Consider the following 21,686-nt stretch of genomic DNA (forward strand, 5'->3'; position numbering starts at 1 on the left):
CATAATACAGGACACGCGCACATATGACATCCGCACAGAAACCTGCGATCCTTGATGGCGTCAGGGTCATCGATCTAACGTCAGTGGTATTCGGCCCGTTGGCCACGCAAATGCTCGGTGATCTCGGTGCCGATGTCATCAAAGTCGAAGGCCCGGACGGCGATCTTTTGCGCCAAGTCCAACCCTCCCGCAACAAATTGATGGGAGCGGCCTTTCTCGGCGCCAACCGCAATAAGCGCAGTGTCGTGCTCGATCTGAAAACCCAAGCCGATCGCGACCGGCTACAAAAGCTTCTGGCCGAAGCCGATGTGATGATTTCAAGCATCCGGCCCGCAGCGCTTGCGCGGCTGTCGCTCGACCCTGACAGCTTGCGACGCGCCAATCCGAACCTGATCACGGTCTCCGCGACCGGCTACGGTCAAGATGGACCCTATGCCGCCAAGCCCGCCTTTGACGACATCGTTCAATCGGTTTCGGGTTTGGCGAGCCTCGCAACCCTACGCGACCCCGAGGCGGCGCCCGAATACGCCCCGACGATCCTCGCCGATAAGCTTGGCGGGGTGACCGCCGCCTACGCCATTATGGCCGCGCTATTTCACCGCGAACGCACGGGCGAAGCCCAGCATGTCGAGGTGCCGATGTTTGAAACGCTGGCATCCTTCCTGCTGGCTGAACATATGGATGCGGCGACATTCGAAGAAAAGCCGCAAGATTTCGGCTATGCGCGTATGCTGGTGCCGCACCGCCGTCCGGTGCAGACCGCAGATGGCTATATTACGCTTCTCCCCTACACCAACATGCAATGGGCGCGTTTTTTCAAAGCCGTCGGACGCGATGACATGCTCGACCACCCTTGGGTCACAGATATGGATGTCCGCAGCCGCAACATTGGCGCAGTCTATGATATGGTGGCGCAGCTTGCGCTGACACGGACAACCGATGACTGGCTCGCGATGATGGAGGACGCCGATATTCCCGCCATGCCAGTGCGCAATCTGGCGGATCTGCCGAGCGACCCGCATCTTGCAGCCACCGGCTTCTTTCAGCAAGTTGATCACCCGACCGAAGGGGGGATCTGGACAACGCAGCCGCCGGTGCGTTTCTCGGCAACCCCGGCGCGTCATGATTATCGCCCCGCCCCCCGCCTTGGAGAGCACAGCGATGAGATTTTGGGACCGGATAAGGCCTAACCCCACCCGGTCCCGAACCGATCAGATATCCATCGACCGGGCGATCAATTCTTTCATGATCTCGTTCGTGCCGCCATAGATCATCTGCACCCGGCTGTCGGCATAAAGACGCGCGATCGGGTATTCCATCATGAAACCGTAACCGCCGTGCAGTTGCAGGCATTCATGCATGACCTCGTTTTGGGTCTGACTGCCCCACCATTTCGCCATGGACGCTGTGGCCGCATCCAATTCGCCGGCCTCAAGCCGCGCAATGCCATCATTGACAAAGCTACGCAGCAATTCGGCCTTGGTCTTGCATTCGGCCAATTTGAACCGGGTGTTTTGGAAATCCATGATCCGGCTGCCGAAGGCTTTGCGGTCCTGAACGTATTTCACGGTTTCGTCGATGGCGAAGTCAATAAAGCCAAGCGCCGTGATGCCGATCATCAGCCGCTCCCATGGCAGTTGCTTCATCAACTGATAAAACCCCTGCCCTTCTTCGGCGCCAAGCAGGTTTGAGGTCGGCACGCGCACATCTTCAAAGAACAGCTCTGCCGTGTCCGAACCCTTCATGCCCAATTTCTTGAGGTTGCGCCCACGGCGGAACCCTTCCGCGCCTTCGGTTTCCAGAACGATCAGCGAAACACCCTTGGCACCGGCGCCGCGATCGGTTTTGGCCACGACCACGATGATATCTGCGGTATGACCGTTGGTGATGAAGATCTTCGAGCCGTTGATCTTGTAGTGATTGCCGTCTTTTTCCGCGTGGGTTTGGACGTTTTGAAGATCGGATCCCGTTCCCGGTTCGGTCATGGCGATGGCCGCGACGTTCTCGCCGCTGATCAACTTCGGCAACCATTTTTTCTTCTGCTCTTCGCTGCCATAGGCGTTGATGTAATGGATCACGATGGTCTGAATGCCATAGCCCCAACCGGTGTCACCGGTGCGGCCCTGTTCATAGACGGTGATCGCATCGAACCCGATGCCGCCACCAAACCCGCCGTACTCTTCGTCAATGGATCCGCCCATGACGCCCTGTTCGCCAACGGTCGTCCAGAAGTCACGATCGACGATGCCTTGCTCTGCCCATTTATCAATGTTCGGAGCCATTTCAGCATCAAAAAGCTTGCGGGTGCTGTCCGCGAACATCTTGTGTTCACCGGTCGCCCAATTTGGGGAGTTCTTAATCAAAGACATGTTGTTTTCCTACCGAACATTACGAGAATTATAGAAAATCTAACAACTGTTTTGTTTTTTGACAACGATGCATACTTGCTCTGACGGAGCGTCATATTGCGCAAAACCGGCCCCCGGCGCCGCGCGGTTGGCCCCAGGGCGAAAACGCTCCAACCATAAAAAAGGCCCGCCAGTTTGGCGGGCCTTCGATCTGTTGTTGCGGGCCCATTTGCCCACCGCGATTTAGAGTTTTTCGGTCAGTTCCGGCACGGCCTCGAAGAGGTCTGCGACCAATCCGAAATCGGCAACCTGAAAGATCGGGGCTTCTTCGTCTTTGTTGATCGCGACGATGATTTTCGAATCTTTCATACCGGCCAAGTGCTGGATCGCACCCGAAATACCGGCCGCGATGTACAAAGCCGGCGCAACGACTTTGCCGGTCTGTCCCACTTGCCAATCGTTCGGGGCATAGCCGGAATCGACCGCCGCACGGGATGCACCCACTGCCGCGCCCAGCTTGTCGGCCAAGGCTTCGATGATTTTGAAATCCTCTTCGGAGCCGACGCCACGGCCGCCCGACACAACGATACCGGCGGAGGTGAGCTCGGGGCGGTCGCTTTCGGCGACTTTGTCCTCAACCCATTCCGAAAGGCCCGGGTTCTCTGCGGCGCCAATGGTTTCAACCGAAGCCGAACCGCCCGTGGGTGCCGCATCAAAGGTCGACGTGCGGAAGGTGATGACTTTCTTTGCATCCGACGATTTCACGGTCTGCACCGCGTTGCCCGCGTAGACCGGGCGTTCAAAGGTCGTGCCATCGACAACACCGGACACATCCGACAATACCATCACATCCAACAGCGCAGCGACGCGCGGCATGACGTTTTTCGCGTCCGTGGTGGCCGGTGCAACGATGTGCTCGTAATCGCCTGCAAGGCTTACGATCAACGCCGCAGTCGGCTCCGCCAAACGGTGGCCGAGACTTTCGTCTTCGGCGACCAACACTTTCGACACGCCATCGATGGTGGCCGCCGCATCGCCCGCAGCGGCAGCAGACGCGCCGGCGCACAAAACGGTTACATCACCGATCGCCTTGGCGGCGGTCACGGCCTTGGCGGTGGCATCCATCGCCAGTTCGCCATTGGTCACTTCGGCAAGGAGAAGAACAGCCATTACACAGCCCCCGCTTCTTTAAGTTTCGTAATCAGTTCATCGACCGATTCCACCATGATACCGGCCGAGCGTTCGGCGGGCTCTGCGGTCTTGATGACTTCGAGACGCGGCGAAACATCGACACCGTAATCGGCGGCGGTTTTCTCGTCCAACGGCTTTTTCTTGGCCTTCATGATGTTGGGCAAGGAGGCATAGCGCGGTTCGTTCAAGCGCAGATCGACGGTCACGATGGTGGGCATCTTGACCGAAATCGTTTGCAAGCCGCCGTCAACCTCACGGGTCACCTTGGCATTGTCGCCATCGATGTCCACTTCGGAGGCGAAGGTCGCCTGCGACCAGCCCAGAAGCGCCGACAGCATTTGGCCGGTGGCGTTCATGTCGTTGTCGATCGCCTGTTTGCCGCACAGTACAAGGCCCGGCTGCTCTTCGTCGACAATGGCTTTGAGGATCTTGGCAACGGCCAGAGGTTCGATATCCTGATGGACGTCATCGGCGGCCACGACCAAAATCGCGCGATCCGCACCCATGGCCAAAGCTGTGCGCAGGGTTTCCTGCGCTTGCTTCACACCGATCGAGACGGCAACCACCTCATCGGCCTTGCCGGCTTCTTTCAGGCTGATCGCCTCTTCGACGGCAATCTCGTCAAAAGGGTTCATCGACATTTTTACATTGGCAAGATCGACACCCGATCCGTCCGCTTTGACGCGAACTTTCACGTTATAATCGATCACGCGTTTGACAGGCACAAGCACCTTCATTTGCGGTCTCCTTAAAGTTCTTGATATGGTTGCGACCGGTTTATTGGTCGTTGAATTCAGGCTTTCGTTTTTCCGAGAACGCTTTCATGGCCTCGGGAAAATCATGGGCGCAGAGTAGAACGCTTTGCACGTCGCGCTCAATGTCGAGCGCTTCGATATAGTTGCACTCTGCAGTGCTGCGCATCACCCGCTTGGCGCTTTGAACACCAAACATCGGATGCTGGGCAATCTCGCGGGCGATTTCAAGCGCACGCGCTTCGACTTGATCTGCAGGCACGCATTCTTCTACAACTCGCAGGTCCTTTGCGGTGATCCCGTCGATCTCGCGACCTGTGAGAACAAGCATCCGCGCCACACCGGCGCCGACGCGTTGTTGCAAAAGCCAGCTCGACCCGGTGTCGGGACATCCGCCAACGCGGGCGAAGACTTCGCACAGTCGCGCATCTTCGGCAGCCACAACGATATCTGCCGACAAGGCCAAGCTCAGGCCCGCGCCAAAAGCGACGCCGCATACAGCAGAAATCAAAGGCTTTTTGAACAAATAGGCCGCGCGGCCGCCATCATGCACCCGATCGACCATTTCGGACGTGGCGCGTGCTCCCTTGGCGATCTCGGCTTGGAACCCGACCAGGTCGCCGCCACTGCTGAAATGATCGCCGCCGGTCATGACCACGGCACGGATCGTATCGTCGCGCTCGGCATCGCGCAGATGCGCCACCAGTTCTTCAACAAAAGCCATGCTGTACGGATTGCGTTTCTTGGCCTCAAGAAAGCGCAGGATGCCAATCGGCCCGTCCCGCTCCAGACGAATAAGTTCGCTCATTTCAGCCTCCTCAGGTGCCGGTCCAAACCGGCGCGCGTTTCTCTGCAAAGGCTTTGGGGCCTTCGACGCCATCATTGCTGGCATACACCACCTCATGCAGGCGCTTGCCCTCTTCCAAACCGCCGGCGCAGCCCAGATCCATGGTCGCGCGCACACTGCCTTTGGCCGCAACGACGGACAACGGCGCCGCAGAGGCAATTCGTTTGGCAAGATCATACGCCCGCGCACGCACTTCGTCCGGGGTGTCTTCGATATAATTGGTAAAGCCGTAATCATGCAGCCGCTCAATCGGCATCAGGTCACCGGTCAGGACGATTTCCATAAGGATCGGTTGCGGCAGCATCGACAGCGCCGGAGCCGCCCACGGAGAACCGCGGCCGATCTTAACTTCGGTAATCCCGACCTTGGTGCCCTTCAGACCCACGCGCAGATCACAATTCAGCGTCAGCATCATGCCGCCCGCCATCAGGGATCCGGTCATGGCGGCGATAATCGGCTTTTTGCAATCGCGCATCTTTTCGTGAAACGGATCGCGCATCTTGCTGAGGATATCGACACCCTCATCACGGGCGATCTGCGTTGCTTCCTTCAAATCGAGCCCGGCGCTAAATACACCGCAGTCGGTTGAGGTCAAAATGGCCACGCGAACATTGTCGTCGGCTTCGATCATTTCCCAAGCATCGGTCAGCCCGTTTGTTGCTGCCACGGACAAAGCATTCTTGCGCTCGGGCCGGTTGATACAAACTGTTGCAATGCCGTCTTCAATCGTCACGTCGATGGGGTTCATGAGCTACGCCTCTTCTCGTCGTAAAATTTTCGGCTGTTAAGCCAGCAGGAAGTCCCCCGCAGCTGGAATGCTGCGGGGGGTAGGTTTTTTTAGTCTACGTGGAACTTCTCGGAGCTTTCCTTGATCACTTCCCACACAACGTCGAGATACTCGGCGCTCCAGTCGGTCAGCGGAACCCATTGTTCACCGTCCCACTGCTCAACGCGGGTTTTACCACCGCCACCGTGATCTTCGCCGGTCACAGTCAACGGAGCCATCAGACCATTGGCATCGTAACCTTCAAGCTTCTCGTAACCCGCTTTCATGGTCTCGGGGGTCAGCGGCCAGCCATTTTCTTTGATGGCGATACGGGCGGCTTCGAACGCGGCGGAGTACATGCTCATGCCGGTGTTGTAATACACGTCACGGACTTTTTCTTCCGGGCCGCTGCCTTTGCCGTTGGCGTAGTAAGTGTCGAGCATCGTTTTGATGATTGGCACTTCTTGACCACCGGCAACGTTGGTCCCGCGAAGAACGCCTTTGGCGTCTGCTTCACCGATGTTGCTGATGTCGACTTCGTTCATCCAGTTCACCGACAGGTAGCGGTCAATCGGGAAACCGTTACGGCGCATTTCCTTGGATGCGACAACGTGGCCACCGGCGAGAAGCCAGCTGATCACATAGTCAGGCTTGTCACGACGGATTTTACTCCACGCACCGGACTGGTCCGATCCCGGCAGTGGCACCGGATAGAGATCAAGTTCAAAACCTTCTTTTTCGGCAAGTGTCTTCAGGATCTCGATCGGTTCCTGACCGAACGGATAATCAAGATAGATGAAGCCGATTTTCGCATCGCTCAGATTGCCGTCCAACTGTTGCTTGATAAAGGCAACGTCGTTGGCGGCTTGCTGCCAATAGGTCGGGCCGATTGGGAAGACCCATTCGAAGACTTCACCATCGACCGCGTCACCACGACCAACCGCAGATTGCATCAAGATGTTCTCGTCTTTCATGATACGCGGCAAAGCAGCGTTCGAGACGGGCGTGGACAGGAAGTTAAAAATAAACACCCCGTCACGCTTGAGCTGCTCGTAGCATTCAACGCCACGCTGCGGTTCGTTACCGTGGTCACGCACGACCATTTCAACCGGATGGCCTTCGATGCCGCCATTGTCGTTGGCATACATCGCGAGATCCTGCGCGGCTTGAGCCACCTGGGGCGAAATGAATGTGTACGACTTGCTAAGGTCGAAGCACAGACCGAAACGGATCGGTTCCTCGGCTTGGGCGGAGCCCACCGCTGCGCCAGTTGCCAAAGCAGCGGTAAGAGCCGCCACCTTGATGTGTTGAGTGATTTTCATCTTTACTCTCTCCCTTTGAGTGAATGCAGGGCGTTCGTTCTTCTATGACGACGGAGCGCCCTGCCAGATAGTTTACAATCAGTTAATCAAACTGTCATTGTCCGTATTTCTCGGAGCTTTCCTTGACCACGTCCCACACAACGTCAGAATATGCGGAGATCCAGTCAGTTTGCGGAACCCAGGTTTCGCCGTCCCACATTTCGATGCGGGTCTTGCCACCGCCGCCGTGATCTTCTCCGGTCACGGTAATCGGCGCCATCAGACCGTTTGCATCAAAATCCTTCAGAGTTTCGAGGCCAGCCTTGTAAGACTCCGGCGTGATCGGCAGCCCTTCGAGTTCAACAGCCTTGCGCGCGGCTTCGAACACGATCGAATACATCGCAAGCCCGGTGTTGTAGAAAACGTCTTCTGTTTTCTCCAGCGGGCCAGAGCCTTCACCCTTTTCATAAAGCTCGGCAAGGATCTCTTGGCGCAGGGGCACGTCAAGACCGCCCACCACATTGGTGCCGCGCTTCAAACCAATGGCGGCCTCGTTGCCGATATTGGCGATATCAACTTCGTTCAACCAGTTGACCGAAATGTACTTGTCCATGGGGATGCGGTTACGCTGCATCTCTTTCGACGCGACAACATGTGCCCCGCCCAACATCCAGACGATGACATGATCGGGCTTGTCGCGGCGCACCTTGGACCACACGCTGGCCTGATCGCTGCCGGGAAGCGGAACCGGATAGAGTTCGAGGTCGAAACCCTCTTTCTCGGACAGGGTTTCGAGAATCTCGATCGGCTCTTGGCCAAACGGATAATCGAAGTAAACAAATCCGACTTTTACATCCGACAGATCGCCATCATGCAATTGCTTGAGATAGGCAACATCGTTGGCCGCCTGTCCCCAATAGGTCGGTCCGACCGGATATACCCAATCGAAGACCGTGCCGTCCACCGCGTCACCACGTCCGACGAGTGATTGCATCAAGACGCGCCCGTCTTCCATGGCCCGCGGCAGGATCGCCAAAGACACCGGGGTGGACAACGTATCGAAGACAAAAACGCCCTCGCGGCTAAGTTTGGAGTAGCATTCAATCCCGCGCTGTGGCTCGTTGCCGTGGTCACGCACGATGACTTCCACCGGCTCCCCACCGATGCCGCCCTTCAGGTTGACCAGCTTTGCCAGATCCATGGCGGCTTGCGAAACCTGCGGCGAAGCAAATGTATATGCTTTGCTGAGGTCGTAACAAACGCCCACTTTGAACGGCTCGGCCAGAGCCTGCGACCCTGTAATCAGGCCGCCCATCATCGAAAATACGGCTAATGCCTTGGTAAGTTGTCTCATGTTGTCCTCCCTGGATGTTGTCTTTTTTAGTACCTCAGCTCAACCAACGCTTACGCCGGCTGTAATGCTTCACATTGTGGAAGTCGGTGCCTTCACCGCCACCAAGATAGAATTCTTGGATATCGGAGTTGGACTTGAGAGCTTCCGCAGTGCCGTTCATGACGACACGACCGTTTTCAATCAGATATCCTTCCGAAACGATCTCCAAAGCGGCCAGAGCATTCTGTTCCACAAGGAGAACCGACATGCCTTCTTCTTTGTTGATCTTCTGAAGGATGCCGAAGATCTCGGCCACCAAGAACGGCGCAAGGCCGAGGCTCGGTTCGTCCAGCATCAACAGCTTCGGTTGCGTCACCAACGCCCTGCCGATGGCGAGCATTTGCTGCTCGCCTCCGGACAGATACCCGGCTTGCGAATTGCGGCGTTCGGCGAGACGGGGGAAGTAAGCGTAGATCTTTTCCTTCTCCGCATTCAGCGTCGACCGGGACATCCCCGTCGGCGCAGCAGCGGTCAGGTTCTCGTCCGGAGACAGATGTTCAAAGACACGGCGCCCTTCGATGACGTGACAGATACCTTTCTGCACGCGATTTTGAGCCAGTGCGTCGGTAATATCTTCTCCTTCGAACTTGATCTCCCCGCGGCTGATACGTCCACGTTCAGCTTTCAAAAGACCGCTGATCGCTTTCAGGGTTGTGCTTTTTCCCGCCCCGTTCGAGCCCAAAAGCGCGATCATCTCGCCTTTTGGAACTTGAACAGAGACACCTTTGATTGCCAGCATCACGTTGTCGTACAGCACCTCGACACTGTTCATCGACAGAATGGGCTGGGCTTCTGCTTTATCTTGCATCGGGATCTCTCTTTATTTTCTGAGCTGATCGAAGGGCCAGACCATCAAATATTCTCTGATGTTGCCGTAGAGCTTACCAAGCCCCAGCGGTTCGATCAAAAGAATGACGACAATCAGCGCACCATAGACCGCGTTCGGGATATGAGCGAGCGTTTCAACGTTGATCTGCATTCCAATCGCCTCGCTGCCTGCGGCAACCAGACCATTCACCAGACCCGGAACAAGCAGGATCAAAGCAACCCCGAAGTAGGATCCGATGATGCTACCAAGACCGCCAACGATCACCATCGCAAGCACCTGGATTGAAACGTTCACCGAGAACTGCTCAGGCGCAGCCAAGAAGAAGAAGGTTGCGACAAGCAATGCACCGCTAACGCCCGCGATAAAGGACGACGTCGCAAAGGCCAGGATCTTGTAGTAGAAACTGTTCACACCCAAGATCGCGGCTGCGAAGTCTTTTTCCCGCACGGCGACCAGAGCACGACCAAGGCCGGTGCGCTTCAGGTTCAGCATGAAAATCGTCACCAACACACACCATCCGAAGGCGACATAGTAGTAGCCGGCGTCAGAGGTGATGTCCTGCCCAAGCAAGGCCAGAGTAGGAGATTGCAACGACGCGTGCGAGCCGCCCGAGATTGCTGGCGAGTGGGTCAACACCCAATCCATTACGAACTGCATCGCAAGGGTGGTAAGCGCCAGATACAAACCTTTGACCCGCAGAGCGGCGAAGGCGAAGAGGCTACCAATCACCGAAGAGGCCAGGCCCCCGATGATCAGAGCGAACTCCCAAGGCACGCCAAACTTTGCGGCGTGGATCGCGGAGTAAGCCCCAACAGCCATAACCGCAGCATAGCCCAAGTGAAGCTGACCGGCCCAACCCGTCACCAGGTTCAGCCCAAGTGCGGCCGCAGTCCAGATGAGCCAAGGCAGCATGTAGCTGTTCAGGTAAAGCGACGGGATAATGAACGGTGCCGCCACCCCGATGATTAGGAAAAAGACCGCCAGATTTCGGTCCGCAGGGACCTTGAACATACGACTGTCTGAAATGTAATCGGCGTGATGGACACCGGAAAGTCGGTAAAACATCTTTTATACCCTTTCGATGTCGTGACGGCCGAACAATCCATGTGGACGGATCATGACCGTAAGAATGAGAACCGCAGCGACGATAAGTTCACGGCTACCGCCACCAACGAGCGGATCGATGAAATCTGCACCGACGTTTTCGATAATGCCGAGAATGATACCGGCAATCACCGCGCCGAGGATGCTGTCGAGACCGCCCAGAACCGCAACTGTCAGACCTTTAAGAAGCAACAGCGACAGGGATTGATCGACACCTTGAACTTCGCCCCAGATGACGCCTGCGGCGACGGCAACAACCGAAGCCAGGGCCCAGGACAAACCGACACCACGTTCGACCGAAATCCCGACCGACCACGAAGCGGTATAATCATCCGCAATCGCGCGCAGTTTGATGCCCGTCCGGCTGCGGAAGAACAGCATGAAGGCCACAAAGAGACCGATCGCCACAGCAGCACCGACAAGATGGATACGGCTGATGAAGATGTCGCCCAAGAACAACGGATCATAGCTGACGCCCAATTCCATCGAACGCGACGTGCCGCCCCAGATGGCAAGCGTTGTGCCGCGCAGGAAGATATCGAGGCCCAGTGTCAACATCAGGATCATGACAACAGGGCGACCCGCGAGACGGCGCAGAGCGACACGCTCGATGCCAAATCCCAATGCGAACATGAACAACGCCGCCAGAGGGATCGCAAGCCACAAAGGCAAACCCGCGTCATGCGAAAGAGCCACAACCACATAGGCCCCGAGCATTGTCAGCCCGCCCTGTGCCAAGTTGGGCACCGAGGAAGCTTTGTAAATCAGCACCAAGCCGATGGCGAAAAGCGAATACAGAAGACCCGTGAGGGCACCGTTGATCGCAAGCTCCGATAAAAATATCCAGTCCATTTATACCTCCCTGATGGGAAGGCTTTTTTCGACCTTCCCTACTTCCCCGGTCTCGTAAGTCACTTGTGCGCTTACATGGACCTCTTTTGAACCGTCGTAGAGCGCAGCGATAACATCGGCATAACGTTCCTGAACGACTTTACGACGTAGTTTACGGGTCCGTGTGATTTCCCCATCATCCGGGTCGAATTCTTTCGGCAAACTGACAAAACGCTTCAACTGCAAAGGCTCCGTGACGGCCTTGTTCACCCGCTCGAACGCCTGGTGCAGCAGCTTGGAAACTTCATCGCGCTGAGACAAATCGGCATAAGAGACGTAAGGCACGCCATTCACTTCGGCCCAGTGACCTACCGCTTCGAAATCGACGCAAACCATGGCTGTCAACTCATCCAGTCCCGCACCCAGAACAGCCGCATCTTTGATGTACGGGCTGAACTTCAGACGGTTCTCGATGTAGTTGGGAACATAGCGTTCGCCGCCGGCCGTATACATGACCTCAGACACACGCCCGAGAACCACCAGCTGGCCGTTATCTTCAAGATACCCGGCATCGCCAGTACGCAACCAGCCCCCTTCGAGGGCCTCGGCGGTTGCTTCGGGCTTGTTGAAATAGCCTTCGAACACGCTATCCGAGCGCAGCAGGATCTCGCCGCTGTCGTCAATCTTGACGTCAACACCCGGTGCCGGTTTGCCAACAGTATGCAGGCGCACTTCGTCCGGTGCTTGCATCGCACTGATCGCGCTGATCTCGGTTTGACCGTAGAACTGACGCAGTTTGATGCCAAGGGCGCGGTAAAACACAAAGGTGTCTTCGCCGATGGCCTCACCGCCGGTGAAGGCATTCTTCAAACGGCTCATGCCGAATTGGTCCTTGACCGGCCCGAAGACGAGCAACTCGCCCAGCATCCGGCCCAAAGGTTCCAGCACGCCGCCGGTCTGGCCATTCAGCTTGCGGGTTTCGGCTGCCGTGGCCCGATCCATGAAGAAATGGTACAACCATTTTTTCAACCGGGTGGAATCTTCCATACCGACCTGAATTGTGGTCAGCATCTGGTCCCAACTTCTGGGCGCCGCCAAATAGAATGTCGGTGCGATTTCGCGCATGTCCCGAACGACCGTTTCCTGCCGTTCCGGCACGTTCACGGTAAAGCGGTACAAAAGCGCAGCAGCCACTGTAATGGCATAGTCCCCGACCCAAGCCATCGGAAGATAGGCAAGAATTTCCTCACCCTCTCCATATGCCCCGGCGTCATGGCCATTCTTGGCCGCCGCCAAAACATTCTTCTGGCTCAGAACAATACCCTTTGGCGCGCCGGTTGTGCCCGACGAGTGCAAGAAGATCGCCGGATCGTCAGGCGTTGCTCTCTTTGAAAGTTCTTCGCGACGCTTGGGATCTTCGTTCAGATGGTGTGTACCAACTTCAACCAAGTGGTCCCACGACATCAGACCTTCGTCTTCGTAGAACCCGAGCCCGCGCGTCTCATCATAGATGATATGTGCGATGCCGCTTGCGCCAGCGTCCCGAAGCTCAAGGATCTTGTCGACCTGTTCCTGATCTTCCGCGATCGCCGCAACAATTTCAACTTCGCCGAGGAAATGCTGCAGCTCGTCAAGCGTTGCCCCCGGATAGGCCGGCATTGCGTAGGCACCAAGCAGTGAAATCGCCAGCATGCCGCCATAAAGCCGCGCGCGGTTGTCGCCCAAAATGAGCACAGCCTTGCCCGGCTTTACGCCAAGTTTCTCCAGACCTGCCGCACAGGCCAAGATTTCTTCTGCGTAATCGGCCCAGGTTGTTTCCTTCCAGATGCCGCGCTCTTTCTCGCGAACCGCAATACTCGACCCGTGGCTAGACGCATTCCGCGCCAACAAAGCGCCGATCGTCTCGCTGGCAGAATGCAATTTTGCTCCTTCAGCCATGGGACCCTCCAATATATGCTTCGATGACCCTTGGGTCTTTTACAACTTCTTTCGGAATGCCGCTGGCGATCATTTCGCCGTAGTTCAATGCAAGCATCCGATCGCAAATGCCGGTGATGACATCCATGTGGTGTTCAATCAGCAGGACGCTGACGCCACGTTCGGCCCGCGCATCCAGAATAAAGCGGGACATATATCCCTTCTCTTCCTGGTTCATACCGGCCATCGGTTCGTCAAGGATCAGCATTTGCGGTTCCGCCACCAGCGCGCGCGCCAGCTCGACCCGTTTTTTCAACCCGATCGGAAGACCATCGACCAACTCGTGGCGGATGCTTTCAAGTTGTAGAAACTCGATCACTTCCTCGACGATTTTGCGGTTCTCGATCTCTTCGCGTTGTGCTGCCAACCAATAAAGCGCGGTGCGCATAACGCCCGGCTTCATGTGGATGTGCCGCCCGAGAAGAATGTTATCCAGAACGCTCATCCCGTTGAACAGGGCGAGGTTTTGGAACGTGCGGGCCACGCCGAGCGTCGCAACCTTATGCGGTGCGGTGCCGGTGATGTCTTTTCCTGCCAGCCGGACAGTCCCGACGTTTGGCGGGTAAAACCCGGTGATTGCGTTTGTCAGTGTTGTTTTGCCGCTGCCGTTTGGGCCAACGAGACCAAAAATTTCACCCTGCTGAATAACAAGGTCAACACCGGTAACAGCGACGATCCCACCAAACCGGCGTTCGATCCCACTGCATTCCAGTATAGCCCCATCTCCGGCGCTGTTTGCTGTTTGCTTGTTCGTCATCATCTAGATTCTGTTGTCCCCCTATGTTCGTAGCTTGTGTTAGGAAATCCGGAAGTAGTCCGGTCGCCCTGTTGGCCAGGGATCCCCCCACAGCTGCTGCCCGCCGTCGATATTTAGAACTTCGCCAGTTACGAATTTCCCCGAATTAGCCGCCATATAGACGACACCTTCCGCAACATCCCATTCGTCCCCTGCATGCCGCATCGGATTGGAATCCTGAAAGGTTGCCGAGCCTTCTGCGGGATAGTTTCCAAAGCCGTTGCTTTCACAGCAGCCCGGCGCCACGCAGTTCACCCGGATATTATGCGGTGCCCACTCCACGGCAACCGATTTGGACAGGTATATCACCCCTGCCCGCGCCGCACAGGTATGCGCGATGCCCGGCATACCGCGCCAGATATCGGCAACGATATTCACGATTGAGCCCGGTTGTTTGTTCTTTTCCCAATGGCGCGCCGTGGATTGCATCATCCACCAGGTGCCATTGAGATTGGTATCGATCACCGCGTTCCAGCCCTTAGGGGTGAAATCCAGAGCAGCCTGTGGAAACTGCCCGCCCGCATTATTGACCAGAACGTCAATCGATCCGTATTCCTGATTCACCTTGCTGACGAAATCCTCGACCTGTTCAGGGTCGCGGATGGTCATCGGCATGGCAAAGACTTTGGCACCCAAGTCTTCGAGAAATGCCTTGGCCGAAGCCAGCTTTTCCTCGTTACGTCCATTGATTGCAAGATTGGCACCCAGTTTGGCGAACAGGGCCGCGATCGCCAGGCCCAGGCCACCACCTGCGCCAGTTACGACAACCGTTTTACCCGCGAACAAGTCGCTTGAAAAAACGGTCGAGCGCTCCCGTAGGTCTTCTCGCGAAGACCCAAATTGCGTCTCACTCATGACGCCTCCTCCCTTTGTCCCTCGTTCGAGGTTTTCCCCGATAATCTAACGCGCGTTAGAAAAACAATCAAGCAATAATGCCCGATGTTTCAACGCCCCCCTCATACCTAGTAAGATTTTGGAAGTCCAAGGGCTTTTTCAGCAATAAACGACAAAAGCATTTGCGGCGTCACCGGAACGATCCGGAACAGCAATGCCTCTCTCACCAGCCGTTCGACATGATATTCCTTGGCATAGCCGAATCCCCCAAAGGAAATTTGCGCCGCTTCGGTCGCCTCAACGGCCGCATCCGCCGCCAAAAGCTTGGCCGCGTTTGCCTCGACGCCGCAGGCCTCGCCCGAATCGTAGAGGGCAGCCGCGTGCATTACCATAAGGTTGGCTGATTCCACCCGCGCCCACGCCCGTGCCAACGGGTGCTGAACCCCCTGATTCTGACCGATCGGCCGGCCAAAAACCACGCGCTCGTTGGCGTATTTCGCGGCACGGGTCAAAGCATTGCGCGCAATGCCGATGCATTCTCCGGCCACAAGGATGCGTTCAGGGTTCAGCCCATGCAAGATCTGCCGGAACCCCTGACCTTCTTCACCGATCAGATCTTCGGCCGGAATGGGCAGACCGTCGATGAAGACTTCATTCGAATCGACCGCTTTGCGCCCCATTTTCTCGATCTCGCGCACATCCACGTATTTGCGATCAAGGTCGGTATAGAACAGGCTCAATCCTTCGGTCGGGTTGGTCACCTCTTCAATCGGCGTGGTTCGGGCCAAAAGCAGCATCTTATGCGCGACCTGCGCCGTCGAAATCCAAACTTTCTGACCATGCACGATGTAGTGATCACCCTGCCGCACAGCCATGGTTTTCAATTTGGTCGTATCCAATCCGGTGGTCGGTTCGGTCACGGCGAAACAGGCCTTTTCATCGCCGGAGATCAGAGGCGCCAACATCCGCGCGCGCTGCGCGTCAGAGCCGAACTTCACCACCGGATTGAGCCCGAATATATTCATATGGACCGCCGAAGCCCCGCTGGCCCCCGCACCCGATTCGGCGATGGCCTGCATCATGATGGTTGCTTCGGTGATCCCCAAACCGGCCCCGCCGACCGATTCCGGCATGGCAATCCCAAGCCATCCGCCATCGGCCATGGCCCTGTGCAGATCATGCGGAAAGCCGCCGTTGCGGTCGCGCTCCAGCCAATAGTCGTCGTCGAACTGTTCGCATATCCGCAAAATCTGGTCGCGAATTTCTCTTTGCTCGTCCGTCATTCGAAATGTCATGATCTGTCCTCCCCATCGTCAAAACTTATCAGCCCTGCATCGCTCAGAGCCGCGATCCGGTCATCGTCAAAACCAAGTTCGCGCAGAATGCTGCGGGTGTCGGCGCCGGGCGCCCGTCCCAGCCACCGCAGCGCGCCGGGTGTGGCGCTCATATGCGGGACCGGACCGATGACTTTTGTCGGCTCGCCTTCGACCGATACGATATCGCCGCGATGCTTGATTTGCTCGTTGGTCGTGATCTCTTCGACACTCAGCACCCGCGAGGCAATCGCGTCGTGACGGGCGAATACCGCCTCGACCTCGGCAAGGGTGTGCTGCGTGACGAAATCATTGATGGCATCAAAGACCACGGACATGTGCTGCGACATCTCGGCAAGGGTCGCAAACCGCGGATCATCGGCCAAAGCATCGCCGCCCACCGCACGCAACAGCCGCTGCGCGGTCTCGGCGCTGCCTGCTGAAACCGTCAACCACACGCCATCGGAGGTGCGAAACATGCCCCCCGGCGCGTAATCCATCGGCTGGCGCAACCCGTTGCGGCGCGGCGAATGATTGGCACCCGTCAAAGCCGGAACCGGATAATCCATCAATCGCAGCAAGGCCTCGAACACCGCCAGATCAATAACCTGACCACGCGCCGTGCCTTTTTCGCGCGCAAACAGCGCGATCATAATGCCCAAAGCGCCCATCAAACCGGTGGTGCTGTCCGCCGCCGGAAATCCGGGATGCATTGGCGGCCCGTCGGTGAACCCTGTCAGATGCGCCAGACCGCTCATGGCTTCTGCGGCACGTCCAAAGGCGGGCACATCCCGCATCGGGCCGTCCTGCCCATACCCCGAAATCCGCAAAATGGTCAGATCCGGATTCCATTCGTGCAAGGTCTCTGGCCCGACCCCTCCGCGCTCCAGCACGCCGGGGCGGAAATTTTCAACCAGCACATCGGCACCTTCAACCAGTTTGCGCAGGATCTCGCGACCTTCATCCGACTTCCAATTCAGGCTCAGGGTTTGCTTGTTGCGGCCCAGCGTTTTCCACCAGACGCCCACCCCATCTTCGGCTTTGGGTCCAAGGTCGCGCACCATGTCGGTCCGGTTCGGCGATTCGATCTTGATGACATCTGCGCCAAAATCAGAAAGCAAAGCGGCGGAAAGCGGCCCGGCAATAACATGGCCGAGTTCAATGATTTTCAGGTGTTGAAGTGGTCCGGTCATCTGCTCTCTTCGCTCATATTCTAACATTTGTTAGATTATTAGCCACCCGGGACGCAAACCTCAAGTCATCAGATCGCGAAAGAGCACCGCAGCAGGCTGGCACGCAGACGGAAAGCAAGGCAACCGCGATGCATCAACACCGCCCGCAGATCTGTCAAATGGGCCTCCAGGGCAATCCCCCACCCCGTGGCCGCAGCCCATCTAACCCGGCCATGCGGCGATACACTCGGACATGCAATCTGGGAAACCCGCAGGCCACGGCCCCTCTGCGCAATGGTCTCAACCAATCACCGGCGCCATGGCCCATAACCGATCCGTTTAGGAGCGGGGCGGCGATGCGCTTCGCCATGATCGCTCAATCCTCGCGCCACAAAGCGCGATAAATGCGGCCCCGAAACACGGGTCAAACGCCCGCGCCGGCCCCTTGAGCCTCGCCGTGTCCTGCCGGCCCGTGCACCACGCCGCTATTTATCCGGCCCTCGCACCAGCCCGTGCTGCGACCGCACCACACCAGACTTGAGGCACGTTGATGCTGCACAACCCGTCGAAAACACGGCTAAAAGCGGATTCCAGCGGCCAAGACCATGACTACTGACTTGCCCTGAGGGCAGTGTATCCCTAGACATTCCATCGACCAACCGTTCCAGCCAGAGCGGACTTTCATAATCTGAGGACTTTCAGCTCTTGCTCGATCAAACTGCGCTGCGCACCGAACTTGCCAATCACTATGATCTTGCCCCTTCGCCCGAATTGGCGGCGGCACACCCCGAGATTTATGCCAAAATGGCCCGGGTGGTTTCTCCGCCCGATTGGGCAATGTTTGCCCCCTATGTGGTGGCAATCAACCAACTGAAGAAAGAGCGCAACGCGGTGATCCTGGCGCATAACTACATGACGCCCGAAATTTATCATGGCATCGCCGATGTCGTCGGGGACAGCTTGCAGCTGGCGATCGAAGCGACCAAAGTCGAGGCTGATGTGATCGTGCAATGCGGCGTGCATTTCATGGCCGAAACCTCGAAAATCCTGAACCCGTCGAAAACCGTGCTGATCCCCGACATGGAGGCGGGCTGTTCGCTGGCCGAAAGCATCACTGCCGAGGGCATTGCCGAGATGCGGGCCCAATACCCCGGCGCGCCGGTGGTCACATATGTGAACACCACCGCCGAAGTGAAAGCCGCGTCAGACATTTGCTGCACCTCGTCCAATGCGGCGCAAATCGTGGCCGCACAGGACAGCGACACGGTCATCATGACGCCCGACAAATATCTGGCACAGAATATCGCACGGGAGGTGCCACAAAAACGCATCGTCTGGTGGGACGGGTCATGCATCGTGCATGAGCGGTTCACGGCACATGATCTGAACGCGTTTCGCGCCCATAATCCCGACACCCGCATCATCGCCCACCCCGAATGCCCACCCGATGTCGTCGATGCGGCGGATTTCTCTGGCTCGACCAGTGGCATCATCGCCTATGTCGAACGTGAGCGCCCCGCACAGGCGATGCTGGTCACCGAATGTTCAATGGCTTCGAATATCTCCGACAACCTGCCGGATGTGGATTTCGTCGGACCTTGCAACATGTGCCCCTACATGAAGAAGATCACTTTGGAAAAAGTGCTTTGGTCGCTGCACAGCATGCAGGGCGCGGTCGAGGTTGATCCGGCCATCGCGGACAAGGCGCGCCGCTCTGTTCAACGGATGATCGATCTGTCTCAGCAATTGGCCCGCTAAGCGGATGAAACGCATCGAGACCTCACGTGTTGTCATCGTCGGGGCGGGGCTTGCGGCGCATTATGCCGCGCTCAAACTGGCACCGCGACCGGTTCTGATGATCTCGCCCGAACCCTTGGGAAAAGGGGCCTCTTCGGCATGGGCACAAGGCGGCGTTGCTGCTGCGATGAGCCCTGCCGATAGCGCCGCAGCCCATGCGCGCGATACGGTGCGCGCCGGCGCAGGCACAGTGGATGCGCAGGTCGCATTGGCCGTGACCGAAGAAGCCCGCGCCCATATTCTTGATTTGACCGGCCTTGGCACCCCCTTCGACCGCACCGAAACCGGCGACTACGTGATGTCCCGCGAAGCGGCGCATTCCTTTGCCCGCGTGGTGCGGGTGCGCGGCGATCAGGCCGGCGCCGAAATCATGCGCGCGCTGACCGCGCAGGTGCGCGAAGCTCCCCATATTCAAGTCCTCGAAGGCCTGATGGCCTCCGGTCTGGAGGTGGTGGATGGCACGGTGCGCGGCGTCGAGGTCATGCGCTGTGATAACGGGGTCTCTGCGCCTTGCCTGATCCGCGGCGCGGCAGTCCTTCTGGCGGGCGGCGGATCAGGCGGGCTCTATGCTTTGACGACCAACCCGCCGCGAGTGCGCGGGCAAGTGATCGGCATGGGCGCCCGGGCCGGCGCCGTGATTGCCGATGCGGAATTTGTGCAATTCCACCCCACTGCGATCGCCTGCGGCCTCGACCCGGCCCCGCTTGCCACCGAAGCCCTGCGCGGCGAAGGCGCCATATTAATCAACCGCCATGGCGAAAGATTCATGCGCGGCGCCCACCCCGACGCCGAACTTGCCCCGCGCGACATCGTGGCCCGCGCCGTATTTGCGCAAACACAGGCCGGGCTGGCCCCGGCGCTGGATACACGCGCGGCTTTGGGGGCGCGGTTGTTGCACGATTTCCCTGCTGTCGCTGCCGCCTGCGCACAGGCTGGGCTTGATCCGCTCACCACCCCGATCCCGATCGCGGCCGCCGCGCATTATCATATGGGCGGTATTGCCACCGATGCGGCAGGACAAACCTCATTGAGCGGCCTTTGGGCTTGTGGCGAAGTGACCTCAACCGGATTGCATGGCGCAAATAGATTGGCCTCAAACGGGCTTCTCGAAGCGCTCGTCTACGGGCGGCGCGCCGCCGTCGATATCGAAGCCGCATTGGGTCCCATGACCGGACAATGCGCTCCCGTTATATTGCCCGACTTGCCCGACGCCGTGCCGCCGCGTGCCGATCTGGTAACCCCACTTCGCCAAGCCATGACCAACGGCGCAGGCGTGATCCGCACCGCCGAGGGATTGCAAAGCACCCTAAGTGACATTGTCCAGATCGAAGCCGCACAACCCGATAGCGTCACCCTCGCAAATATGACCGCGACCGCGACACTGATCGCGGCGGCGGCGCTGAACCGCTGCGAAAGCCGCGGCGCGCATTTCCGTTCTGATTATCCCGAAAGTGACGGCGACACCGGCGACCGTTCGTTCCTGACCCTGACCGACGCGCGGGCCATTGCCCGACAGGAGACCCCATGACGCATACCCCCCTGCCCGACCTGATCCTTGAACCATTGATCCGCGCCGCGCTGATGGAAGACCTCGGCACCTATGGCGATATCACCACGCGCACGGTCATCCCGGAAAAAACCCGTTATACCGCGCGATTGAATGCACGTGAAAATGGCGTGATTTCGGGGATGCAGATTGCGGCACTGGCCTTCCGTCTGGTTGATCCCGAACTCAAGGTGACCGCGCATAAGGCCGATGGCGACACCATTGTCGCCGGTGATCTGCTGATGGAGATCGAAGGCCGCGCCGCATCGATCCTGTCGGCCGAGCGGGTGGCGCTTAATTTTGCCGGGCGCCTTTCTGGCATCGCCACGCTGACCGCAGGCTTTGTCGCACAGGCCAAAGGCACGGCGACGCGCATCACCTGCACCCGCAAAACCACGCCGGGGCTGCGGTTGGTGGAAAAACAGGCCGTGCTGCATGGCGGCGGCTTCAATCACCGGTTTTCGCTATCGGATGCGATTTTGATCAAAGACAACCACATCGCCGCCGCCGGTGGGATCCGGCCCGTGCTCCGCGCTGTCAAAGCCCAAGCATCGCATATGATCCGCACCGAAATCGAAGTTGATCGTCTCGACCAATTGGAAGAGGTCCTGGATGAAGGCGGCGCAGAGGTGGTGTTGCTCGACAACATGGACACGCCGACGCTGAAAGATGCGGTCGCGATGACAGCGGGGCGTTTGGTTTTGGAAGCCTCGGGCAACATGCGGATGAGCCGCGTGGCGGAAGTGGCGGCAACAGGGGTGGATTATATCTCCTCCGGCGCGCTGACCCACTCGGCCCAGACCCTCGACATCGGATTGGATTTCTAAGCCCGCAAAGCGACCGGTTTCTTCCGCAAGAGAGCCAAAAGTCCCGCGCCCGACATCACCGG

General features: G+C 57.9%; 19 protein-coding genes. 4 read left to right on the forward strand and 15 right to left on the reverse strand.

Annotated features, from left to right (window positions below; genetic code table 11):
- The first annotated feature begins 23 nt into the window (after positions 1 to 23).
- A complete protein-coding gene (locus DI396_RS13025; protein ID WP_110796654.1) occupies positions 24 to 1,190 on the forward strand; it encodes a CaiB/BaiF CoA transferase family protein in 1,167 nt (388 codons plus the stop codon).
- A 21-nt stretch (positions 1,191 to 1,211) separates the two neighbouring features.
- Here DI396_RS13025 and DI396_RS13030 read toward each other — a convergent pair whose 3' ends face one another.
- The 15 genes from DI396_RS13030 to DI396_RS13100 form a co-directional block, all read right to left on the reverse strand.
- Positions 1,212 to 2,369, reverse strand: coding sequence for an acyl-CoA dehydrogenase family protein (locus tag DI396_RS13030; protein ID WP_110796655.1), 1,158 nt, complete (start codon positions 2,367 to 2,369; stop codon positions 1,212 to 1,214).
- A 222-nt stretch (positions 2,370 to 2,591) separates the two neighbouring features.
- The gene (locus tag DI396_RS13035; protein ID WP_027238648.1) at positions 2,592 to 3,518 is read right to left on the reverse strand and encodes an electron transfer flavoprotein subunit alpha/FixB family protein; all 927 of its coding nucleotides are present in this window, start codon (positions 3,516 to 3,518) and stop codon (positions 2,592 to 2,594) included.
- On the reverse strand, positions 3,518 to 4,276 hold the full coding sequence (locus DI396_RS13040; RefSeq protein ID WP_027238647.1) for an electron transfer flavoprotein subunit beta/FixA family protein: 759 nt from the start codon (positions 4,274 to 4,276) through the stop codon (positions 3,518 to 3,520). The genes DI396_RS13035 and DI396_RS13040 overlap by 1 nt, the downstream gene beginning before the upstream one ends.
- 40 nt (positions 4,277 to 4,316) lie before the next feature.
- Positions 4,317 to 5,099 (reverse strand): enoyl-CoA hydratase/isomerase family protein, encoded by a 783-nt coding sequence (locus DI396_RS13045; RefSeq protein ID WP_027238646.1) that lies wholly within the window; start codon positions 5,097 to 5,099, stop codon positions 4,317 to 4,319.
- A gap of 10 nt (positions 5,100 to 5,109) precedes the next feature.
- Positions 5,110 to 5,886 (reverse strand): enoyl-CoA hydratase/isomerase family protein, encoded by a 777-nt coding sequence (locus DI396_RS13050; protein WP_110796656.1) that lies wholly within the window; start codon positions 5,884 to 5,886, stop codon positions 5,110 to 5,112.
- An 89-nt stretch (positions 5,887 to 5,975) separates the two neighbouring features.
- Entirely contained in the window at positions 5,976 to 7,226 is a 1,251-nt protein-coding gene (locus DI396_RS13055; protein ID WP_110796657.1) for an ABC transporter substrate-binding protein, read from the reverse strand.
- Between the two features lie 94 nt (positions 7,227 to 7,320).
- Positions 7,321 to 8,559, reverse strand: a complete 1,239-nt coding sequence (locus tag DI396_RS13060) for an ABC transporter substrate-binding protein (protein WP_328588347.1) — start codon at positions 8,557 to 8,559, stop codon at positions 7,321 to 7,323.
- Between the two features lie 34 nt (positions 8,560 to 8,593).
- On the reverse strand, positions 8,594 to 9,406 hold the full coding sequence (locus DI396_RS13065) for an ABC transporter ATP-binding protein (RefSeq protein ID WP_027238642.1): 813 nt from the start codon (positions 9,404 to 9,406) through the stop codon (positions 8,594 to 8,596).
- 12 nt (positions 9,407 to 9,418) lie between these two features.
- On the reverse strand, positions 9,419 to 10,492 hold the full coding sequence (locus tag DI396_RS13070) for a branched-chain amino acid ABC transporter permease (protein WP_110796659.1): 1,074 nt from the start codon (positions 10,490 to 10,492) through the stop codon (positions 9,419 to 9,421).
- 3 nt (positions 10,493 to 10,495) lie between these two features.
- On the reverse strand, positions 10,496 to 11,383 hold the full coding sequence (locus DI396_RS13075; RefSeq protein ID WP_110796660.1) for a branched-chain amino acid ABC transporter permease: 888 nt from the start codon (positions 11,381 to 11,383) through the stop codon (positions 10,496 to 10,498).
- Complete coding sequence (locus DI396_RS13080) at positions 11,384 to 13,300, reverse strand: AMP-dependent synthetase/ligase (RefSeq protein ID WP_110796661.1); 1,917 nt, start codon at positions 13,298 to 13,300, stop codon at positions 11,384 to 11,386.
- Positions 13,293 to 14,096 carry an ABC transporter ATP-binding protein gene (locus DI396_RS13085; RefSeq protein WP_169731201.1) on the reverse strand — a complete coding sequence of 268 codons (804 nt, stop codon included), beginning with the start codon at positions 14,094 to 14,096 and terminating at the stop codon, positions 13,293 to 13,295. Before DI396_RS13085 ends, DI396_RS13080 begins: the two co-directional genes overlap by 8 nt.
- 39 nt (positions 14,097 to 14,135) lie before the next feature.
- On the reverse strand, positions 14,136 to 14,990 hold the full coding sequence (locus tag DI396_RS13090; RefSeq protein WP_027238637.1) for an SDR family oxidoreductase: 855 nt from the start codon (positions 14,988 to 14,990) through the stop codon (positions 14,136 to 14,138).
- Between the two features lie 107 nt (positions 14,991 to 15,097).
- Positions 15,098 to 16,264, reverse strand: coding sequence for an acyl-CoA dehydrogenase family protein (locus DI396_RS13095; RefSeq protein ID WP_204362856.1), 1,167 nt, complete (start codon positions 16,262 to 16,264; stop codon positions 15,098 to 15,100).
- Positions 16,261 to 17,475: a CaiB/BaiF CoA transferase family protein gene (locus DI396_RS13100; protein WP_110796663.1), complete on the reverse strand. Its 1,215-nt coding sequence runs from the start codon at positions 17,473 to 17,475 to the stop codon at positions 16,261 to 16,263. Before DI396_RS13100 ends, DI396_RS13095 begins: the two co-directional genes overlap by 4 nt.
- Before the next feature lie 684 nt (positions 17,476 to 18,159).
- On the opposite strand from DI396_RS13100, the gene nadA reads away from it, so the two are divergent.
- From nadA to nadC, 3 genes are read left to right on the forward strand one after another with little or no spacing between them, the layout of a single operon-like run.
- Positions 18,160 to 19,212: a quinolinate synthase NadA gene (gene nadA, locus DI396_RS13105; RefSeq protein WP_110796664.1), complete on the forward strand. Its 1,053-nt coding sequence runs from the start codon at positions 18,160 to 18,162 to the stop codon at positions 19,210 to 19,212.
- A 4-nt stretch (positions 19,213 to 19,216) separates the two neighbouring features.
- The gene (locus DI396_RS13110; RefSeq protein WP_110796665.1) at positions 19,217 to 20,779 is read left to right on the forward strand and encodes an L-aspartate oxidase; all 1,563 of its coding nucleotides are present in this window, start codon (positions 19,217 to 19,219) and stop codon (positions 20,777 to 20,779) included.
- A complete protein-coding gene (nadC, locus tag DI396_RS13115; protein WP_110796666.1) occupies positions 20,776 to 21,624 on the forward strand; it encodes a carboxylating nicotinate-nucleotide diphosphorylase in 849 nt (282 codons plus the stop codon). The genes DI396_RS13110 and nadC overlap by 4 nt, the downstream gene beginning before the upstream one ends.
- Positions 21,625 to 21,686 lie beyond the last annotated feature (62 nt).

Source organism: Litorivita pollutaquae (assembly GCF_003205515.1).
Taxonomy (GTDB): Bacteria; Pseudomonadota; Alphaproteobacteria; order Rhodobacterales; family Rhodobacteraceae; genus Litorivita; species Litorivita pollutaquae.